The organism is Pseudomonas salmasensis, from assembly GCF_014268375.2.
In the GTDB taxonomy this organism is placed as follows: Bacteria; Pseudomonadota; Gammaproteobacteria; order Pseudomonadales; family Pseudomonadaceae; genus Aquipseudomonas; species Aquipseudomonas salmasensis.
Genome location: NZ_CP077083.1, coordinates 3,090,036 through 3,105,056, shown reverse-complemented (window position 1 = coordinate 3,105,056; position 15,021 = coordinate 3,090,036). Strand labels below are relative to the sequence as shown.

Genomic DNA, 15,021 nt, shown 5'->3' with positions numbered 1-15,021 from the left:
TCGCGCGTTTCACAGGTGGCGCATGATAACGCAATGTTGGTGTGTGTCCGGCTGTTCTATGTCACTTGGCTTTTAGCTTGCGCTCAATGGCGGCCATCAGCATTTCGCCGATGTTCGTGCCAAATGCATTGTCGATCTCGCGAATACAGGTCGGGCTGGTGACGTTGATTTCAGTGAGGTTCTCACCAATTACGTCGAGTCCGACAAACAGCAGGCCTTTTTCCCGCAGGGTCGGGCCGACTTGAGCGGCGATCCAGCGGTCCTTGTCCGACAACGGCCGCGCTTCACCGCGACCACCGGCGGCCAGGTTGCCACGGGTCTCGCCGGCTGCCGGGATGCGCGCCAGGCAATAATCCACCGGCTCGCCGTCGATCATCAGGATGCGCTTGTCACCGTCCTTGATCGCCGGCAGGTAGGCCTGGCCCATGATCTGCTGGGTGCCCAAGGCGGTCAGGGTTTCGAGGATCACCGACAGGTTCGGGTCGCCGGCACGGTGACGGAAGATCGAGGTGCCGCCCATGCCGTCCAGCGGCTTGAGGATCACATCGCCATGCTTGGCGGCGAATTCACGCAGTACATCGGCGCGGCGGCTGACCACGGTCGGTGGCGTGCACTGCGGGAACAGGGTGGCGAACAACTTTTCATTGCAGTCGCGCAGGCTTTGCGGCTTGTTGACGATCAACACGCCAGCCCGTTCTGCCTGCTCCAGCAGGTAGGTGGAGTACACAAACTCCATGTCGAACGGCGGGTCCTTGCGCATCAGGATCACGTCGAGGTCGCTCAGGGGGCTGTCGATTTCATCCGAAAGCTCGAACCACTTCTCGGGGTTGGCGAACACCTGCAGCGGGCGCATGCGTGCGCGGGCCTCGCCGTCACCCTGGTAAAGGTCGCGCTGCTCCATATAGAACAAGGTCCAGCCGCGGGCCTGGGCGGCCAGGAGCATGGCCAGCGAACTGTCCTTTTTATAGGAAATGCTGGCGATAGGGTCCATGACAATGCCGACGCGAACGCTCATGGGGATTTCCTCTAGCAAATTAGGGCGCATAAAAGTGGCGTCAGAGTGGCGCTGCGGCTGTTGTGGGTCAAGGAAAAACCACTGGGCGGGTGCCTCGATAGATTGCGCCAGGAGACTGTGCTAAAAAGGCTGGCACGGCGCAGCAGCCCTTGTATTCCAAGGCTTGCGGCGTTCATCCTGTGCAACATCAGGCAGTACACACCGAAAACCGATTCGCTGTGGCGATGGTAGAGCAGATATGGAACAGCATTCCAACGCCTTGAAGGTGATGGTGATCGACGATTCGAAAACGATCCGCCGCACCGCCGAGACGCTGTTGAAGAACATGGGGTGCGAGGTCATCACGGCGATCGACGGTTTCGACGCCCTGGCCCGTATTGTCGATCATCACCCGCACATTATCTTTGTCGACATCATGATGCCGCGCCTGGATGGCTACCAGACCTGCGCCCTGGTGAAGAACAACCCGGCGTTCAAATCGATCCCGGTGATCATGCTGTCCTCCAAGGACGGCCTGTTCGACAAGGCCAAGGGGCGCATCGTGGGTGTCGATCAGTTTTTGACCAAGCCTTTCAGCAAGGAAGAACTGCTGGGGGCGATCAAGGCCTATGTGCCTGGGTTCGCCGCAGTAGAACAAGCACACTGACGCCGCCTCACGAGGGCCGGCGCCGACCAATGTAGCGGGGAAAACCATGGCACGTGTTCTGATCGTCGACGATTCGCCGACTGAAATGTACAAACTCACCGGCATGCTGGAAAAGCATGGCCACCAGGTGCTCAAAGCCGAAAACGGCGCGGACGGCGTGGCCCTGGCCCGCCAGGAAAAGCCCGACGCGGTACTGATGGATATCGTGATGCCCGGCCTCAATGGCTTCCAGGCCACGCGCCAGTTGTCCAAGGAGCCGGAAACCAACGGTATCCCGATCATCATCATCACCACCAAAGACCAGGAAACCGACAAGATCTGGGGCGCACGCCAGGGCGCCAAAGACTACCTGACCAAACCGGTGGATGAAGAAACCCTGATTGCCACCCTGAACAAGGTGCTGGCCGGCTAAGGCTTGCGATCATGACCGAGTCGCAAACCGCCTTCGAGCTGCTGCTGGACATCGACCGCCGCTGCCGCTTGCTGGCCGCGGACCTGCCGTCCCAGGAAACGCGCCTGCAACGCTGGAGCGGCATCGCCTTCCGCGTAGGGCCAAATGCCTACGTGGCGCCCATGGGCGAAGTCGCCGAGGTGTTGCATGAGCCGCGTTGCACCTTGATGCCGGGGGTAAAGCCCTGGGTCAAGGGCGTGGCCAACCTGCGCGGGCGCTTGCTGCCAGTGATGGACCTGAGCGGTTTCCTGGGCCTTGAGTTGTCCAGGGCGCGCAAGCAACGGCGGGTGCTGGTGGTGGAGTTCAACGACCTGTTTGTCGGGCTGCTGGTAGATGAGGTGGTAGGCATGCAGCATTTCCCATTGGACGCCTGGGTGGCGAGCGCCGCCTCGAGCGCGCCGTTTATTCAGGGCCAGTTCGACGGCGACCCGCAGTGGCAAGTCTTCAGCCCCTTCGCCCTGGCCCAGGCCCCTGGCTTCATGGATGTTGCCGCATGAGCACCGCTACCACGCCCAAACCCCAGGCCGCTTCGCGCAGCCGTTCGCAGATCATCGTGCTGTTTATCGCCCTGATCGTGTTCATCATGTTGCTGTTCGCCAACTTCGCGTACCTCAACACCCAGTCCACCTACGATAAACAGTACATTGGCCATGCCGGTGAGCTGCGCGTGCTGTCCCAGCGCATTGCCAAGAACGCCACCGAGGCTGCCGCCGGGAAAGCGGCGGCGTTCAAGCTGCTGGGCGATGCGCGCAACGATTTTGCCCAGCGCTGGGGCTACCTGAAAAAAGGTGATCCGCAAACCGGTTTGCCGGCAGCGCCCAATGCGGTACGCGCCGAAATGCGGGCAGTGCAGACCGACTGGGAAGCGCTGCTGAAAAACACCGACGCCATCCTGGCCAGCGAGCAGACCGTATTGTCGTTGCACCAAGTGGCGGCGACCCTGGCCGAAACCGTGCCGCAACTGCAGATCGAGTCGGAAAAAGTCGTGGATAGCCTGCTGCAACGCGGCGCCCCGGCCAGCCAGGTGGCCTTGGCCCAACGCCAGTCGCTGCTGGCCGAACGTATCCTGGGGGCGGTCAACACCGTGCTGGCGGGGGATGAAACCGCGGTGCAGGCCGCCGATGCCTTCGGCCGCGATGCCAACCGTTTTGGCGTGGTGCTCAATGGCATGCTCAACGGCAACCCGGGGCTGCGTATCACCCAGGTCGAAGACCCGGACGCCCGGGCGCGGCTGGCGGACATCGCCGAGCTGTTCGAGTTTGTCTCCGGCTCCGTGGATGAAATTCTCGAGACTTCGCCGCAGTTGTTCCAGGTGCGCGCCTCGGCGAGCAATATTTTCAACCTGTCGCAAACCCTGCTTGATGAAGCCTCACACCTGGCCACCGGTTTTGAAAACCTCGCCAGCGGGCGCAGTTTAGACACCATCGGCGGTTACGTGCTGGGCTTGCTGGCATTGGCCTCGATCATCCTGATCGGCCTGGTCATGGTGCACGAGACCAACCGCCAACTGCATGAAACCGCGCAGAAGAACGAGCGCAACCAGAACGCGATCATGCGCCTGCTGGATGAAATCGAAGACCTGGCCGACGGCGATCTCACCGTCACCGCCTCGGTCACCGAAGACTTTACCGGCACCATCGCAGACTCCATCAACTATTCGGTGGACCAACTGCGTGACCTGGTCGCCACCATCAACCTCACCGCCGGGCAGGTCGCGGGCGCGGTGCAGGACACCCAGGCCACCGCCATGCACCTGGCCCAGGCGTCGGAGCATCAGGCCCAGCAGATTGCCGAAGCGTCTACCGCCATCAACCAGATGGCGCAGTCCATCGACCAGGTATCGGCCAACGCGGCCGAATCCTCGGCGGTGGCCGAGCGTTCGGTGGAGATCGCCAACAAAGGCAACGAGGTGGTGCACAACACCATCCACGGCATGGACAACATTCGTGAGCAGATCCAGGACACCGCCAAGCGCATCAAGCGCCTTGGCGAGTCGTCCCAGGAAATTGGCGACATCATCAGCCTGATCGACGACATCGCCGACCAGACCAACATCCTCGCCCTCAACGCCGCGATCCAGGCGAGCATGGCCGGTGACGCCGGGCGCGGCTTTGCGGTGGTGGCCGATGAAGTGCAACGGCTGGCCGAACGCTCCTCGGCGGCCACCCGGCAGATCGAAACCCTGGTACGCACCATCCAGGCCGACACCAACGAAGCGGTGATCTCCATGGAGCAGACCACCACCGAAGTGGTACGCGGCGCGCGCCTGGCCCAGGACGCCGGGGTGGCGCTGGAAGAGATCGAAGGCGTGTCCAAAACCCTGGCGGCGCTGATCCAGAGTATTTACAACGCGGCGCAGCAACAGACCTCATCGGCGGGGCAGATTTCCCTGACCATGAACGTGATCCAGCAGATCACCACGCAGACTTCGTCGGGTTCCACCGCCACCGCCGAAAGCATTGGTAACCTGGCGAAGATGGCCAGCCAGTTGCGCAGGTCGGTGTCGGGTTTCACCTTGCCGCCGCCCAAGCAGGTGGACGATTGAAATGCGACCTGAACAACACCACAGTCCAACTGTGGGAGCTGGCTTGCCTGCGATAGCGGTCTGTCAGATACAGATATAGTGCTGACCCACCGCTATCGCAGGCAAGCCAGCTCCCACACTGGATCTCCATTGTTTGTGCGATACCAGCAACTCATGAATTCTAAGCGGAGCAGTTATGGTTGATCGGCACGACTACGTGGCCCTCGAATGGGTCAAGGGCGATATTGCCGAAACCCTGAAACAGGCCCGGTCGGCCCTGGACGCGTACGTTGAAACCCATGACGACGACGCCCTCAACGAATGCCTGGCCGGTATTCACCAAGTGCATGGCGCGCTGCAAATGGTCGAGTTCTACGGCGCGGCACTGTTGGCCGAAGAGATCGAAGAACTGGCGCTGGCGCTGCAGGCCGGGCACGTCGGCCAACGCGATGAAAGTATCCGCCTGCTGCAACAAGCCTTCGGCCAATTGCCGCTGTACCTCGACCGCGTGCACAGTGCCCGCCGCGACTTGCCGCTGGTGGTGCTGCCGCTGCTCAACGACTTGCGCAGCGCCCGTGGTGAAAGCCTGCTATCGGAAACCAGCCTGTTCAGCCCGCAACTGCTGTCGATCGAGCCGTTGCCTGAGCAAGCCCTGACCCAACGGGCGACGGCGGATCTGCATGAACAGTTGCGCCAATGGCGCCACCTGCTGCAACAAGCCCTTGCCGGGTTGCTACGTGAAGACCACGGCCCCAGCAACCTGGAAGACATGGCGCGGGTGTTCGCACGCCTTGAAGCGTTGTGCCAAGGTGCGCCGCTGCTGCCGTTGTGGCAGGTCACCTCGGCGCTGGTCGAAGGCATGCTCACCGGCGTGGTCGCCAACAGCCCGGCGCTGCGCAGCCTGCTCAAGGCCAGCGATAAACAACTCAAGCGCTTGCTGGTTCAAGGCATCAACGGCATCAACCAGCCAGCGCCGGACGAGTTGCTCAAGAGCCTGTTGTTCTACGTCGCCAAAGTCACCCGGCCGACGCCGCGCATGCAGAGCCTGAAGGAACGCTACGGCTTGGACGAAGCCTTGCCCGACAGCGCCGTGGTCGATGCTGAACGTGCACGGCTGGCCGGGCCGGATCGCAATGCCATGGGCTCGGTACTTGGGGCGTTGTGTGAGGAACTGGTGCGGGTCAAGGAACGCCTGGATCTGTTCGTGCGCAGTGACCGCCAGCACACCCAGGACCTCGACCCCTTGCTGGCGCCGCTGCGCCAGATCGCCGATACCCTCGCGGTGCTGGGTTTCGGCCAGCCGCGCAAAGTGATCATCGACCAACTCGCGGTGGTGTTGAGCCTGGTCCAGGGGCAGCGCGAACCTAATGACGCGGTGTTGATGGATGTGGCCGGCGCGTTGCTCTATGTCGAAGCGACGCTGGCCGGGATGATCGGCACCGTCGAACCGCAAAGCCGTGAAGACAGCCGTTTGCCCACCACCGACCTGACCCAGATCCATCAGCTGGTGATTCGCGAGTCGTGCCAGTGCCTACGCCAAGCCAAGGAGCTGGTGATCGACTGCATCGAGGCCGACTGGGACCGTCAGCGCCTGGAGTCCTTGCCCGAGCTGTTGAGCCAGGTGCGTGGTGCCCTGGCGATGATTCCTCTGCCGCGTGCGGCGAGTTTGATGCGCGGTTGCACCGACTACGTCGATGAGCAGTTGATGGTCAATGACGCCGCGCCTTCGGCGGCGCAACTGGGGCATTTCGCCGAGGTGGTCAGCAGCCTGGAGTATTATCTCGAACGCATGCTTCAAGACCCTGACGCGGCGGGCGAAAAAGTGCTGGAACTGGCCACCCAGGGCTTGAATGCACTGGGCTACCTGCCGGCGGAAAAACCCTGGCGCCAGGCCCTGGCCGCGCCCGAGGGGGCACTGTCCGAGGCCGCACCCAGCCAGTCCCAATTCGATGCGCTGGCGAGCCCAACCTCACGTCTCAACCCTCCGGCCTTGCAGCGTCCCGGCAGCCTGTTGCCGCCGCCGGCCGGTGAAGAACCGATTGACGATGAGCTGCGCGAAGTCTTCCTGGAAGAAACCGATGAAGTCCTCGACGTGCTGCATCGCTACCTGCCCGACAGCACGGACAAAACCGCCCAGGGCGAAATGCGCCGGGCCTTCCATACGCTCAAGGGCAGCGGCCGCATGGTGCGCGCCCTGGTGTTGGCCGAGCTGGCCTGGGCCGTGGAGAACCTGCTTAATCGCGTGCTGGAACGCAGCGTAGTCCTCGGCCCTGAGGTGCAGCAGGTGTTGGATGAGGCCGTGGCCCTGCTGCCGGAGCTGATCGCCGATTTTGCCACTGACGACCAACGCCAGCGCGATGAGGTCGATGCCCTGGCCGCCCGTGCCCATGCCCTGGCCAGTGGCACCGCCACGTCGGCCACCGAGCCCCATGACCCGCTGCTGCTGGAGATCTTCCGCAACGAAGCCCAAGGCCATCTGGACAGCCTCGAGCACTTCCTGCAACAGGCCGCCGAGCAGGTGCCGCTGCAGGTCAGCGATGAACTGCAACGCGCCTTGCACACCCTCAAGGGCAGCGCCTACATGGCCGGCGTATTGCCCATCGCCGAACTGGCGCGCCCGCTGGATCACCTCACCCGTGAGTACAAGGCCCACCGCTTGCCACTGGACACGGACGAAGTGGCGTTGCTGCTTGAAGCACAAGCGCTGTTCCAGCACGGGCTGGGTGGCCTGGACCACAACCCCCTGGCGCCAATCAACGGCGCGGCCGACCTGATCAGCCGCACCCAACGCCTGCTGGAGCATCAACTCGCCGCCTTGCTCGACGCGCCCACCACCGGCCTGCGCGTCAAGCGTGACCCGCATTTGATCACCAATTTCCTGGCCCAGGGCATGGACATCCTGCTCGACGCCGAAAGCCTGCTGCGTCGCTGGCAGCAACATCCCGGCGACCGTCAGGAACTCACGGCGTTGCTGGACGAGCTGACCACCCTGGGCGAGGGTGCGCACCTTGCCGACCTGCACCCTATCGACGCGTTGTGCGAAGCCTTGCTCGACCTGTATGGCGCGGTAGAGGAAAGCAGCCTGGCGGTCAGCGCCCGGTTCTTCCAGGAGGCCGAACAGGCCCACGACGCGCTGATCAACATGCTCGACCAGTTGGCCGCCGGCCAGGAAATCAGCCCCGCGCCCGCACGGCTGCAGGCGTTGCGCGAGTTGCTCGATGAAGCACTGGACCCGTCCGCCACGGGCCTGATCAAAAGCGACGGCAGCCGCGCCCTGAGTATCGCCGAGTTGGGCGCGGCCACTGCGCAGCTGGATCACACAACGGCGATGGACGACGAAATTGTCGAGATCTTTCTTGAAGAGGCCGTAGACATCCTCGACAGCGCCGGCCAGTCGCTCAAGCGCTGGTTGCTGGAACCCGAAAACGCCGCGCCCTTGTCCTCGTTGCAGCGGGACCTGCACACCCTCAAGGGCGGCGCACGCATGGCCGAAATCGACCCGGTGGGCGACTTGGCCCATGAGCTCGAATGCGTTTATGAGGGGCTGGTGGACCGCCGCTACAGCTATTCGGTGGAGCTGTCCCAGGCACTGATGGCCAGCCACGAACGCTTGGCCCAACAGTTGGACGAACTGCAACAGCAGCAACCCTTGAGTGACGGCGCCGAGCTGGTCGAAAGGCTACGGGAGTTGCGCCAGGCCAGCAGCCCGGCAGCGCCGGCTGCGGTGGCGCCCGCCTCGGGTGCCGACCCGGAATTGCTGGATATCTTCCTCGAAGAAGCCGCCGATATCCTCGACAGCTCAGGCAGCGCGTTAGTGCGCTGGCAGGCCGAGCCGGGCAATCGCCAAGAAGTGGAAACCCTGCTGCGGGACCTGCACACCCTCAAGGGTGGCGCACGCATGGTCGAGATCGGGCCCATTGGCGATTTGGCCCATGAGCTGGAATTTCTTTACGAAGGGCTGTCCGCCGGTTTGCTCGCGCCGACCCCTGAATTGTTCGCACTGCTGCAAGGTTGCCATGACCGCCTGGCGCAGATGATCGACGCCGTGGCCGAGGGCTTGCCGGTGGGCTCGGTGGATAAACTGATCGAGCGCATCAAGAGCCTGGTGCACCCCAGTGATGAGCCGGTTACACCCGTGGCGCTGCCGGTTGGCAAGGCCGAAGCGGTCGCCGATCCGGCTGCCGACATGGTGAAAATTTCAGCCGACTTGCTCGATGACCTGGTCAACCTGGCCGGCGAGACCTCGATCTTCCGTGGCCGTATCGAGCAGCAAGTCAAGGATGCGCGCATTGCCTTGAGTGAGATGGAAACCACCATCGAGCGCATGCGCGACCAACTGCGCCGGCTCGACAGCGAAACCCAGGGCCGCCTCTTGAGCCGCCAGCAGGCCGAGGCCGAACGCCTGGGCTACGAAGAGTTCGACCCGCTGGAAATGGACCGCCACTCGCAGCTGCAACAGTTGGCCCGTGCGCTGTCCGAATCCGCCTCCGACCTGCTCGACCTCAAGGACACCCTTGAGCGCCGCAACCAGGATGCCCACAACCTGCTGCAGCAACAGGCACGCATCAACACCGAATTGCAGGAAGGCCTGATGCGCACGCGCATGGTGCCTTTCGAGCGCATGTTGCCACGCCTCAAGCGCATCGTGCGGCAAGTGGCGGGCGAGTTGGGCAAGGACGTGGAGTTCATCGTCGGCAATGCCGAAGGCGAGATGGACCGCAATGTGCTGGAGCGCATGGCGGCACCCTTGGAGCATATGCTGCGCAACGCCGTCGACCACGGCCTGGAGTCCCGCGAAGTGCGGCTGGCGGCGGGTAAGCCGGAGAAGGGCCGCATCACCCTGGACCTGGCCCACGAAGGCGGCGACATCGTCTTCGACATGCGCGACGACGGCGCGGGTGTGCCCCTTGAAGCGGTGCGGCGCAAGGCAATCAAGCGCGGCTTGCTCGCGCCCCATCAAGAGATGAGCGACCGTGACGTGTTGCAGTTCATCCTGCAGCCGGGCTTTTCCACCGCCGAAAAAATCACCCAGATTTCCGGACGCGGCGTGGGCATGGACGTGGTGCATGAAGAAGTGCGCCAGCTCGGCGGCTCCATGGTGATCGACTCGACGCCGGGCATGGGCGTGCATTTTCGCATTCGCCTGCCGTTTACCGTGTCGGTCAATCGTGCGCTGATGGTGCACTGCGCGGACGACCAATACGCGATCCCCCTCAACACCATCGAAGGCCTGGTGCGCGTGCTGCCCCACGAATTGGCCGGGCATTACCAGCAAGACCCCCCGCACTATGAATATGGCGGCCAGCGCTACGAGTTGTTCTACTTAGGCGACCTGCTGCATACCGCCAGCCGCCCGAAACTGCTGGGCCAGTACCAGCCGGTGCCGGTGCTACTGGTGCACTGCAATGAACGCCGCGTGGCGGTGCATGTGGATGCCATGGCCGGTACCCGCGAGATTGTGGTCAAGGGCCTGGGGCCACAGTTCTCCGGGGTGCAGGGCGTGACCGGCGCGACCATCCTGGGCGACGGCCATGTGGTGCTGATCATCGACCTGTTGGCGCACATCCGCGCCCGGCAACCGGCCTTGCCGGCCCAGGCGGTGGATGCGCCGCTGATCCTCAACGACCCGCTGAAAAAACGCCCGCTGCTGGTGCTGGTGGTGGACGACTCGGTCACCGTGCGCAAAGTCACCAGCCGCCTGCTGGAGCGCAACGGCATGAACGTGCTCACCGCCAAGGACGGGATCGATGCCCTCGCCATCCTGGAAGAACACACCCCGGACCTGATGCTGCTCGACATCGAAATGCCGCGCATGGACGGCTTCGAAGTGGCCATCCAGATACGCAACGACCCACGCCTGATGCGCTTGCCGATCATCATGATCACCTCACGCACCGGCCAAAAACACCGCGACCGCGCCATGGCCATTGGCGTCAACGACTACCTCGGCAAGCCGTATCAAGAGTCGGTACTGCTGGAAAGCATCGCCTACTGGAGCAAGTCCCATGCTTGAGCACCGCACCAGCCAACTCACCGGCCTGCTATTGCCCCTGGCCGACCGCCACCTGGTGCTGCCCAACGTCGCCGTCGCCGAACTGATCGACTTCCAGCGCGGCGAACCGGCCAGCGACGCGCCGCCGTGGTACTTGCGGCAGGTTACGTGGCGTGATCGGCAGATTCCGCTGATCAGCTTTGAAGCAGCCTGCGGCGAAGCCAGCATGACGGGCGAACGCTCACGCATCGTGGTGTTGAATGCACTGGGTGGGCGACCGACGTTGAAGTTCATCGCGCTGGTGATCCAGGGTATTCCGCGTTCGTACAAGCTTGATAGCGAATTGAGCTACGTGGATGTGCCCTTGTGCCCGCTGGAATTGGCGGCGGTGCAGGTAGGCGAGCAGGTGGCGAAGGTTCCGGACTTGATGGGGCTTGAAGCGCTGCTGGTAGAGTCCGGCCTGGCCTGATCCTGAGCCCTATGAAGATCTACTGTGGGAGCTGGCTTGCCTGCGAAAGCGGTGTTTCAGTCACTGCATTAAACACTGACCCACCGCCATCGCAGGCAAGCCAGCTCCCACATTAAAGACTGCGGGCGGTCTTAGGATTTTTCCTGCAAGTTTTTGGGCCGTGCATGAACTTGTCGTGACCGGTCAGGGCGCCTAGTCTTCGTCCCGTCATCGCAAAAAACGGTGACACGGACGTGCAAGTCCGACGAAACTGTTTAGGCGTACAAACGCCCAGCCAAACAACGGGCGTTTTTTGTGCTCGCTGCTTTATGGCGGCTGCGCGCAGGAGGTCTTCGGACCTGCTGGGTGTCCTAAACAGGCCCGGTCTTGCACACCTGCGCACGGTCGCCACCCTCATTCGCGTGCAAGCGAACGGTGGCGCTCCTTACTAACTGTTTAGGAGTTTCATCATGATCAAACCTACGCCCAATCCACCCCTCTTCACCGTAAACCCCCACCAAAACACCGAAACCCTGCTGGTCAATGCCAGCGAAACCCTGTCCTCGCTCAATGCGCTCACCTGCAACCTGGCCTTCGACCTGGACACTTCCCAGCGCGCCATCATGCTGGGGATTCAGCAAATGGCCGAGCTGGGTCAGTTGCTGATCGATAGAGCACTGGAGCAAGTCAGCCCGTCGCCAGCAACTTGAAACGGTCCCAAAAAGGGACTGATCATTCCCTCTTTGGGACCGCTATCTAACCAACACCACCGACCCATGTGGGAGCTGGCTTGCCTGCGATGGCGGCCTGTCAGTCAACATCTCAGTAGCTGACCTACCGCTATCGCAGGCAAGCCAGCTCCCACGCTAAGCTGCGCTCATCTTCATGTCTCAATCCATCCACGCAGAGCTTGCAAATAATCGGTGATATGTCGGAATAGGATGGAGTTGCTGTAGGCGAGTTCTGAATTTGGAATAGGTGGGTTTTCAGGCCGCAGTGGAGTGGCTAGTTTCTGCACTCCTCACTGCCAGCAAGGACTCGCAAATGGCCGTACCGTTAATGCCGCCCGGTGTTTCAATTCTTGAAAACATGGCGATATCCCAATCCAAACGCATTCATCTCAAGCCCGGCTCGGCATTTGCCTATTCCTGGTTTTACTCCCAAGTACGTGCGGCCGGCCCTTGGAACTACAAGAAGCAGGGGCGTCAGTACGAAGCTTTTGGTAACTTCAATTACGGTGCCACAGGCACGGTGCTGGGCATTCCCGAAAATGTGTTGCTGCGAGCCGCCGGTGTGGCTCAAACCGTCGCCAGAACGACTCGTCCGGATTTTGGATCATGGTGGGGCGGTGAGCCTTTTGGTGACGACCCACGGGACCAATATTGGATAAGAAGAGGTATCGAATATGCCATTTCGCAAGGCCATTAAACGCCTCATACCTGTGCTGCGTAATTGCCTGCTTGTGATCTGCCTACTCTATATCGGCGGCAGTTGGGTCCTGTCGCCCGGAACACCGGACCTGGATGAAGTGGTGTTGAAGCACTCCCTGGGCAACGGTATGTCGATCTATGGTGCGCGAGATGGCCAAGGTGGCGCGACGGTGGGGTTTTCCTACAGGTACTACGTGCATAAGGATTTAGGAAGTGATCAGGAAATACTCAGCGCATTAGTGTCTGCACCTCCTTTTCTCAAAACAAAAGAGCCGGATGTTCAAGTCAATAATGAGGGTGGTGCCCTGCATCTGGTTATTCAGGGAGAAGTGTATGAGTACCACAGTTATGCGCTGGAGGGCCTGGGGAAGGTCAGGGTGATGATGGTGTTGTGATGAGCTAGCGCTCAGATTTTTCCTGCAAGATGTCGGGCTGTGCATGAACTTGTTGTGATTGATCATCGCGCCTAGTCTTCGTCCCGTCATCGCAAAAAACGGTGACACGGACGTGCAAGTCCGGTTACATGTCGGCGCACCAACGCCCATAGCCATTCAACGGGCGTTTTTTATGCCTGCTGTACTCGTTATGGCGGCTGTGCGTGGGAGATTCTTCGGAGTCTGCCGGGGTCCGATATGCCCGGTCTTGCACACCTGCGTACAGCTGCCACCTTCATTCGCGTGCAAGCGGAGAGAGGGCAGCCTCCATCACATATCGGAGCTGTAAATCATGGTCAAACCTACGCCCAATCCACCGCTCTTCACCGTAAACCCCCACCAAGACACCGAAACCCTACTGGTCAACGCCAGCGAAACCCTGTCCTCGCTCAATGCGCTCACCTGCAGCCTGGCCTTCGACTTGGACACTTCCCAGCGCGCCATCATGCTGGGAATTCAGCAAATGGCAGAGTTGGGGCAGTTGCTGGTTGATAGAGCGCTGGAGCAAGTCAGCCCGTCGCCAGCAACTTGAAACGGTCCCAAAAAGGGACTGATCATTCCCTCTTTGGGACCGCTATCTAACCAACACCACCGACCCATGTGGGAGCTGGCTTGCCTGCGATGGCCAAGGTATCTACACAACTTTTTAGCGCTCAACGCTAACCACGATGCGAAGCGAGCCGCTCTTGATCTTGCTCTTGATCTGCTTGTGATCTTGATCTTAAGCGCCCCGTTAAACCACGCTGGCCGGAATTCGACAGGGATTTGGGGGGTAAACCGGCAGGGATGCCGGTTTAGCCGCCCCGCGCCATGGATGGCGCGTGGCGGCGGCCCCCCAAATCACTGACGGATTACGGGCACACCGAGCCCAAGCGAGGTGCCGAGTGGTGGGGCAAGAGCCCTTTTGGTTACTTTTGGGGCTCTTTTCCAAAAGTGACCCGCTGTCAGAGCGGAACCCTAAGTCGCCGTTACCGCAGGAATGGATATGTACACGGTCCAACTGTGTCGCCTGTCAGGCCGCCTTCGCGAGCAAGCCCGCTCCCACAGTTGGATTGCGGTGCGTCAGATAGATCAGCGCCGGCTGTCAGGCCGTCACGGGAGCAAGCTCCCTCGCCACAGGTTCAGCGTCGCACCAAAATTGTGTAGATACCTATGCTGCGATGGCGGTAGGTCAGCTACTGAGATGTTGACTGACAGTCCGCCATCGCAGGCAAGCCAGCTCCCACATCAAGCTTTATGTGCTACGGCCGATAAGGAGGATTCAGTTTTAGGGATGGAGTGATGTGGGCGTGATGGAATTTCTTGGCGCAGTAGGCAACAGTTTTTCATTTCTCTACAACATGGTTACCGGCGCTTTGATCTTATGGGTCCTGACAGTGACCGCAACAGCGTCCGCAGTCAGGTCATTGGCTGAGGGGCGTGGTGCGCTATGGGGGGCCATGATTTCCATTGTAGGTGCAGTGATTATCCTACTGCTTATCCAGTTGATCGGTGTTCCCGAAGACACGATTAACGTTTTAAACAACTTCATCATCATGACCCTTGGAGGGCTGGGGTCTGGTCTGCTGGCTGTTGCACTCGGGACAAAGCCGAACGCGGTCGAGGCGTTGAAGTTCAAACGGGCGTTGTTCAACATTCTTGATTACGCCTTTGTTTGGTTATGGCTGTCCTCTCTGTCCATGATTTTTCTTTTCCTTATTTCGAAGCTCTCTGGCCGCATAGTGGCAACTGATCATGCGCTCGGAATCATGCTTATCACCTTCTTGTTCACCTTTTTGAGCATTGTGCTGCTTGAGTGCCGTAACAAATTCGCTAAATGGGGAGAGTCGGTCGGACTGGGTCTATTTCTCATACTTGTTGTGCTCTTGGTGCTCTATGTAGGGACGCTTGCCTCGGTATGGTCCAAGGCACCGGGTTGGATACTGACGTTAAATAGTCTGGTGGCTTGCTCGATAGTGAGCACATCGCTGTATTACCGCAGGCGTGGCGCTGCACCGTTACTCCAGCCGTAACGATCCAGCACCCAGCTTGATTGATGCCTCTCCACATTCGCTCCTAAGGTACAGCCCACGACAGCAAAC

The 15,021-nt window shown here is 60.9% G+C and carries 12 protein-coding genes; 11 read left to right on the top strand and 1 reads right to left on the bottom strand.

Annotation, left to right across the window (positions count from 1 at the left end; all coding sequences use genetic code 11):
- Positions 1 to 61: 61 nt before the first annotated feature.
- Complete coding sequence (gshB, locus tag HU731_RS13895) at positions 62 to 1,015, bottom strand: glutathione synthase (RefSeq protein ID WP_003195061.1); 954 nt, start codon at positions 1,013 to 1,015, stop codon at positions 62 to 64.
- Positions 1,016 to 1,253: 238 nt separating this feature from the next.
- On the opposite strand from gshB, the gene pilG reads away from it, so the two are divergent.
- The 11 genes from pilG to HU731_RS13840 all read left to right on the top strand — a co-directional run bounded on the left by pilG (position 1,254) and on the right by HU731_RS13840 (position 14,952).
- On the top strand, positions 1,254 to 1,661 hold the full coding sequence (gene pilG / locus HU731_RS13890) for a twitching motility response regulator PilG (protein ID WP_014720321.1): 408 nt from the start codon (positions 1,254 to 1,256) through the stop codon (positions 1,659 to 1,661).
- Positions 1,662 to 1,707: 46 nt separating this feature from the next.
- Positions 1,708 to 2,073: a twitching motility response regulator PilH gene (gene pilH, locus HU731_RS13885; protein WP_014720320.1), complete on the top strand. Its 366-nt coding sequence runs from the start codon at positions 1,708 to 1,710 to the stop codon at positions 2,071 to 2,073.
- Positions 2,074 to 2,084: 11 nt separating this feature from the next.
- A complete protein-coding gene (locus HU731_RS13880) occupies positions 2,085 to 2,609 on the top strand; it encodes a chemotaxis protein CheW (protein WP_186607273.1) in 525 nt (174 codons plus the stop codon).
- Entirely contained in the window at positions 2,606 to 4,657 is a 2,052-nt protein-coding gene (locus tag HU731_RS13875; RefSeq protein ID WP_186607274.1) for a methyl-accepting chemotaxis protein, read from the top strand. Before HU731_RS13880 ends, HU731_RS13875 begins: the two co-directional genes overlap by 4 nt.
- A gap of 175 nt (positions 4,658 to 4,832) precedes the next feature.
- Positions 4,833 to 10,649 carry an Hpt domain-containing protein gene (locus tag HU731_RS13870; protein ID WP_186607275.1) on the top strand — a complete coding sequence of 1,939 codons (5,817 nt, stop codon included), beginning with the start codon at positions 4,833 to 4,835 and terminating at the stop codon, positions 10,647 to 10,649.
- Entirely contained in the window at positions 10,642 to 11,097 is a 456-nt protein-coding gene (locus tag HU731_RS13865) for a chemotaxis protein CheW (protein ID WP_003195048.1), read from the top strand. The genes HU731_RS13870 and HU731_RS13865 overlap by 8 nt, the downstream gene beginning before the upstream one ends.
- A 449-nt stretch (positions 11,098 to 11,546) precedes the next feature.
- The gene (locus HU731_RS13860; protein ID WP_186607276.1) at positions 11,547 to 11,786 is read left to right on the top strand and encodes a DUF6124 family protein; all 240 of its coding nucleotides are present in this window, start codon (positions 11,547 to 11,549) and stop codon (positions 11,784 to 11,786) included.
- 334 nt (positions 11,787 to 12,120) lie between these two features.
- On the top strand, positions 12,121 to 12,504 hold the full coding sequence (locus HU731_RS13855) for a polymorphic toxin type 44 domain-containing protein (RefSeq protein WP_186607277.1): 384 nt from the start codon (positions 12,121 to 12,123) through the stop codon (positions 12,502 to 12,504).
- Complete coding sequence (locus tag HU731_RS13850; protein ID WP_186607278.1) at positions 12,482 to 12,901, top strand: hypothetical protein; 420 nt, start codon at positions 12,482 to 12,484, stop codon at positions 12,899 to 12,901. The genes HU731_RS13855 and HU731_RS13850 overlap by 23 nt, the downstream gene beginning before the upstream one ends.
- A gap of 331 nt (positions 12,902 to 13,232) precedes the next feature.
- Complete coding sequence (locus tag HU731_RS13845) at positions 13,233 to 13,472, top strand: DUF6124 family protein (RefSeq protein ID WP_186607279.1); 240 nt, start codon at positions 13,233 to 13,235, stop codon at positions 13,470 to 13,472.
- Positions 13,473 to 14,223: 751 nt separating this feature from the next.
- Positions 14,224 to 14,952 carry a hypothetical protein gene (locus tag HU731_RS13840; protein WP_186607280.1) on the top strand — a complete coding sequence of 243 codons (729 nt, stop codon included), beginning with the start codon at positions 14,224 to 14,226 and terminating at the stop codon, positions 14,950 to 14,952.
- The last annotated feature ends 69 nt before the right edge of the window (positions 14,953 to 15,021 follow it).

Bases quoted from the DNA above. Each gene is read 5' to 3' on its own strand.
- HU731_RS13850 (WP_186607278.1), top strand. From the start codon at position 12,482: ATGCCATTTCGCAAGGCCATTAAACGCCTCATACCTGTGCTGCGTAAT.
- HU731_RS13845 (WP_186607279.1), top strand. From the start codon at position 13,233: ATGGTCAAACCTACGCCCAATCCACCGCTCTTCACCGTAAACCCCCAC.
- gshB (WP_003195061.1), bottom strand. From the start codon at position 1,015: ATGAGCGTTCGCGTCGGCATTGTCATGGACCCTATCGCCAGCATTTCC.
- HU731_RS13865 (WP_003195048.1), top strand. From the start codon at position 10,642: ATGCTTGAGCACCGCACCAGCCAACTCACCGGCCTGCTATTGCCCCTG.
- HU731_RS13875 (WP_186607274.1), top strand. From the start codon at position 2,606: ATGAGCACCGCTACCACGCCCAAACCCCAGGCCGCTTCGCGCAGCCGT.
- HU731_RS13860 (WP_186607276.1), top strand. From the start codon at position 11,547: ATGATCAAACCTACGCCCAATCCACCCCTCTTCACCGTAAACCCCCAC.
- HU731_RS13855 (WP_186607277.1), top strand. From the start codon at position 12,121: ATGGCCGTACCGTTAATGCCGCCCGGTGTTTCAATTCTTGAAAACATG.
- pilH (WP_014720320.1), top strand. From the start codon at position 1,708: ATGGCACGTGTTCTGATCGTCGACGATTCGCCGACTGAAATGTACAAA.
- HU731_RS13880 (WP_186607273.1), top strand. From the start codon at position 2,085: ATGACCGAGTCGCAAACCGCCTTCGAGCTGCTGCTGGACATCGACCGC.
- pilG (WP_014720321.1), top strand. From the start codon at position 1,254: ATGGAACAGCATTCCAACGCCTTGAAGGTGATGGTGATCGACGATTCG.
- HU731_RS13870 (WP_186607275.1), top strand. From the start codon at position 4,833: ATGGTTGATCGGCACGACTACGTGGCCCTCGAATGGGTCAAGGGCGAT.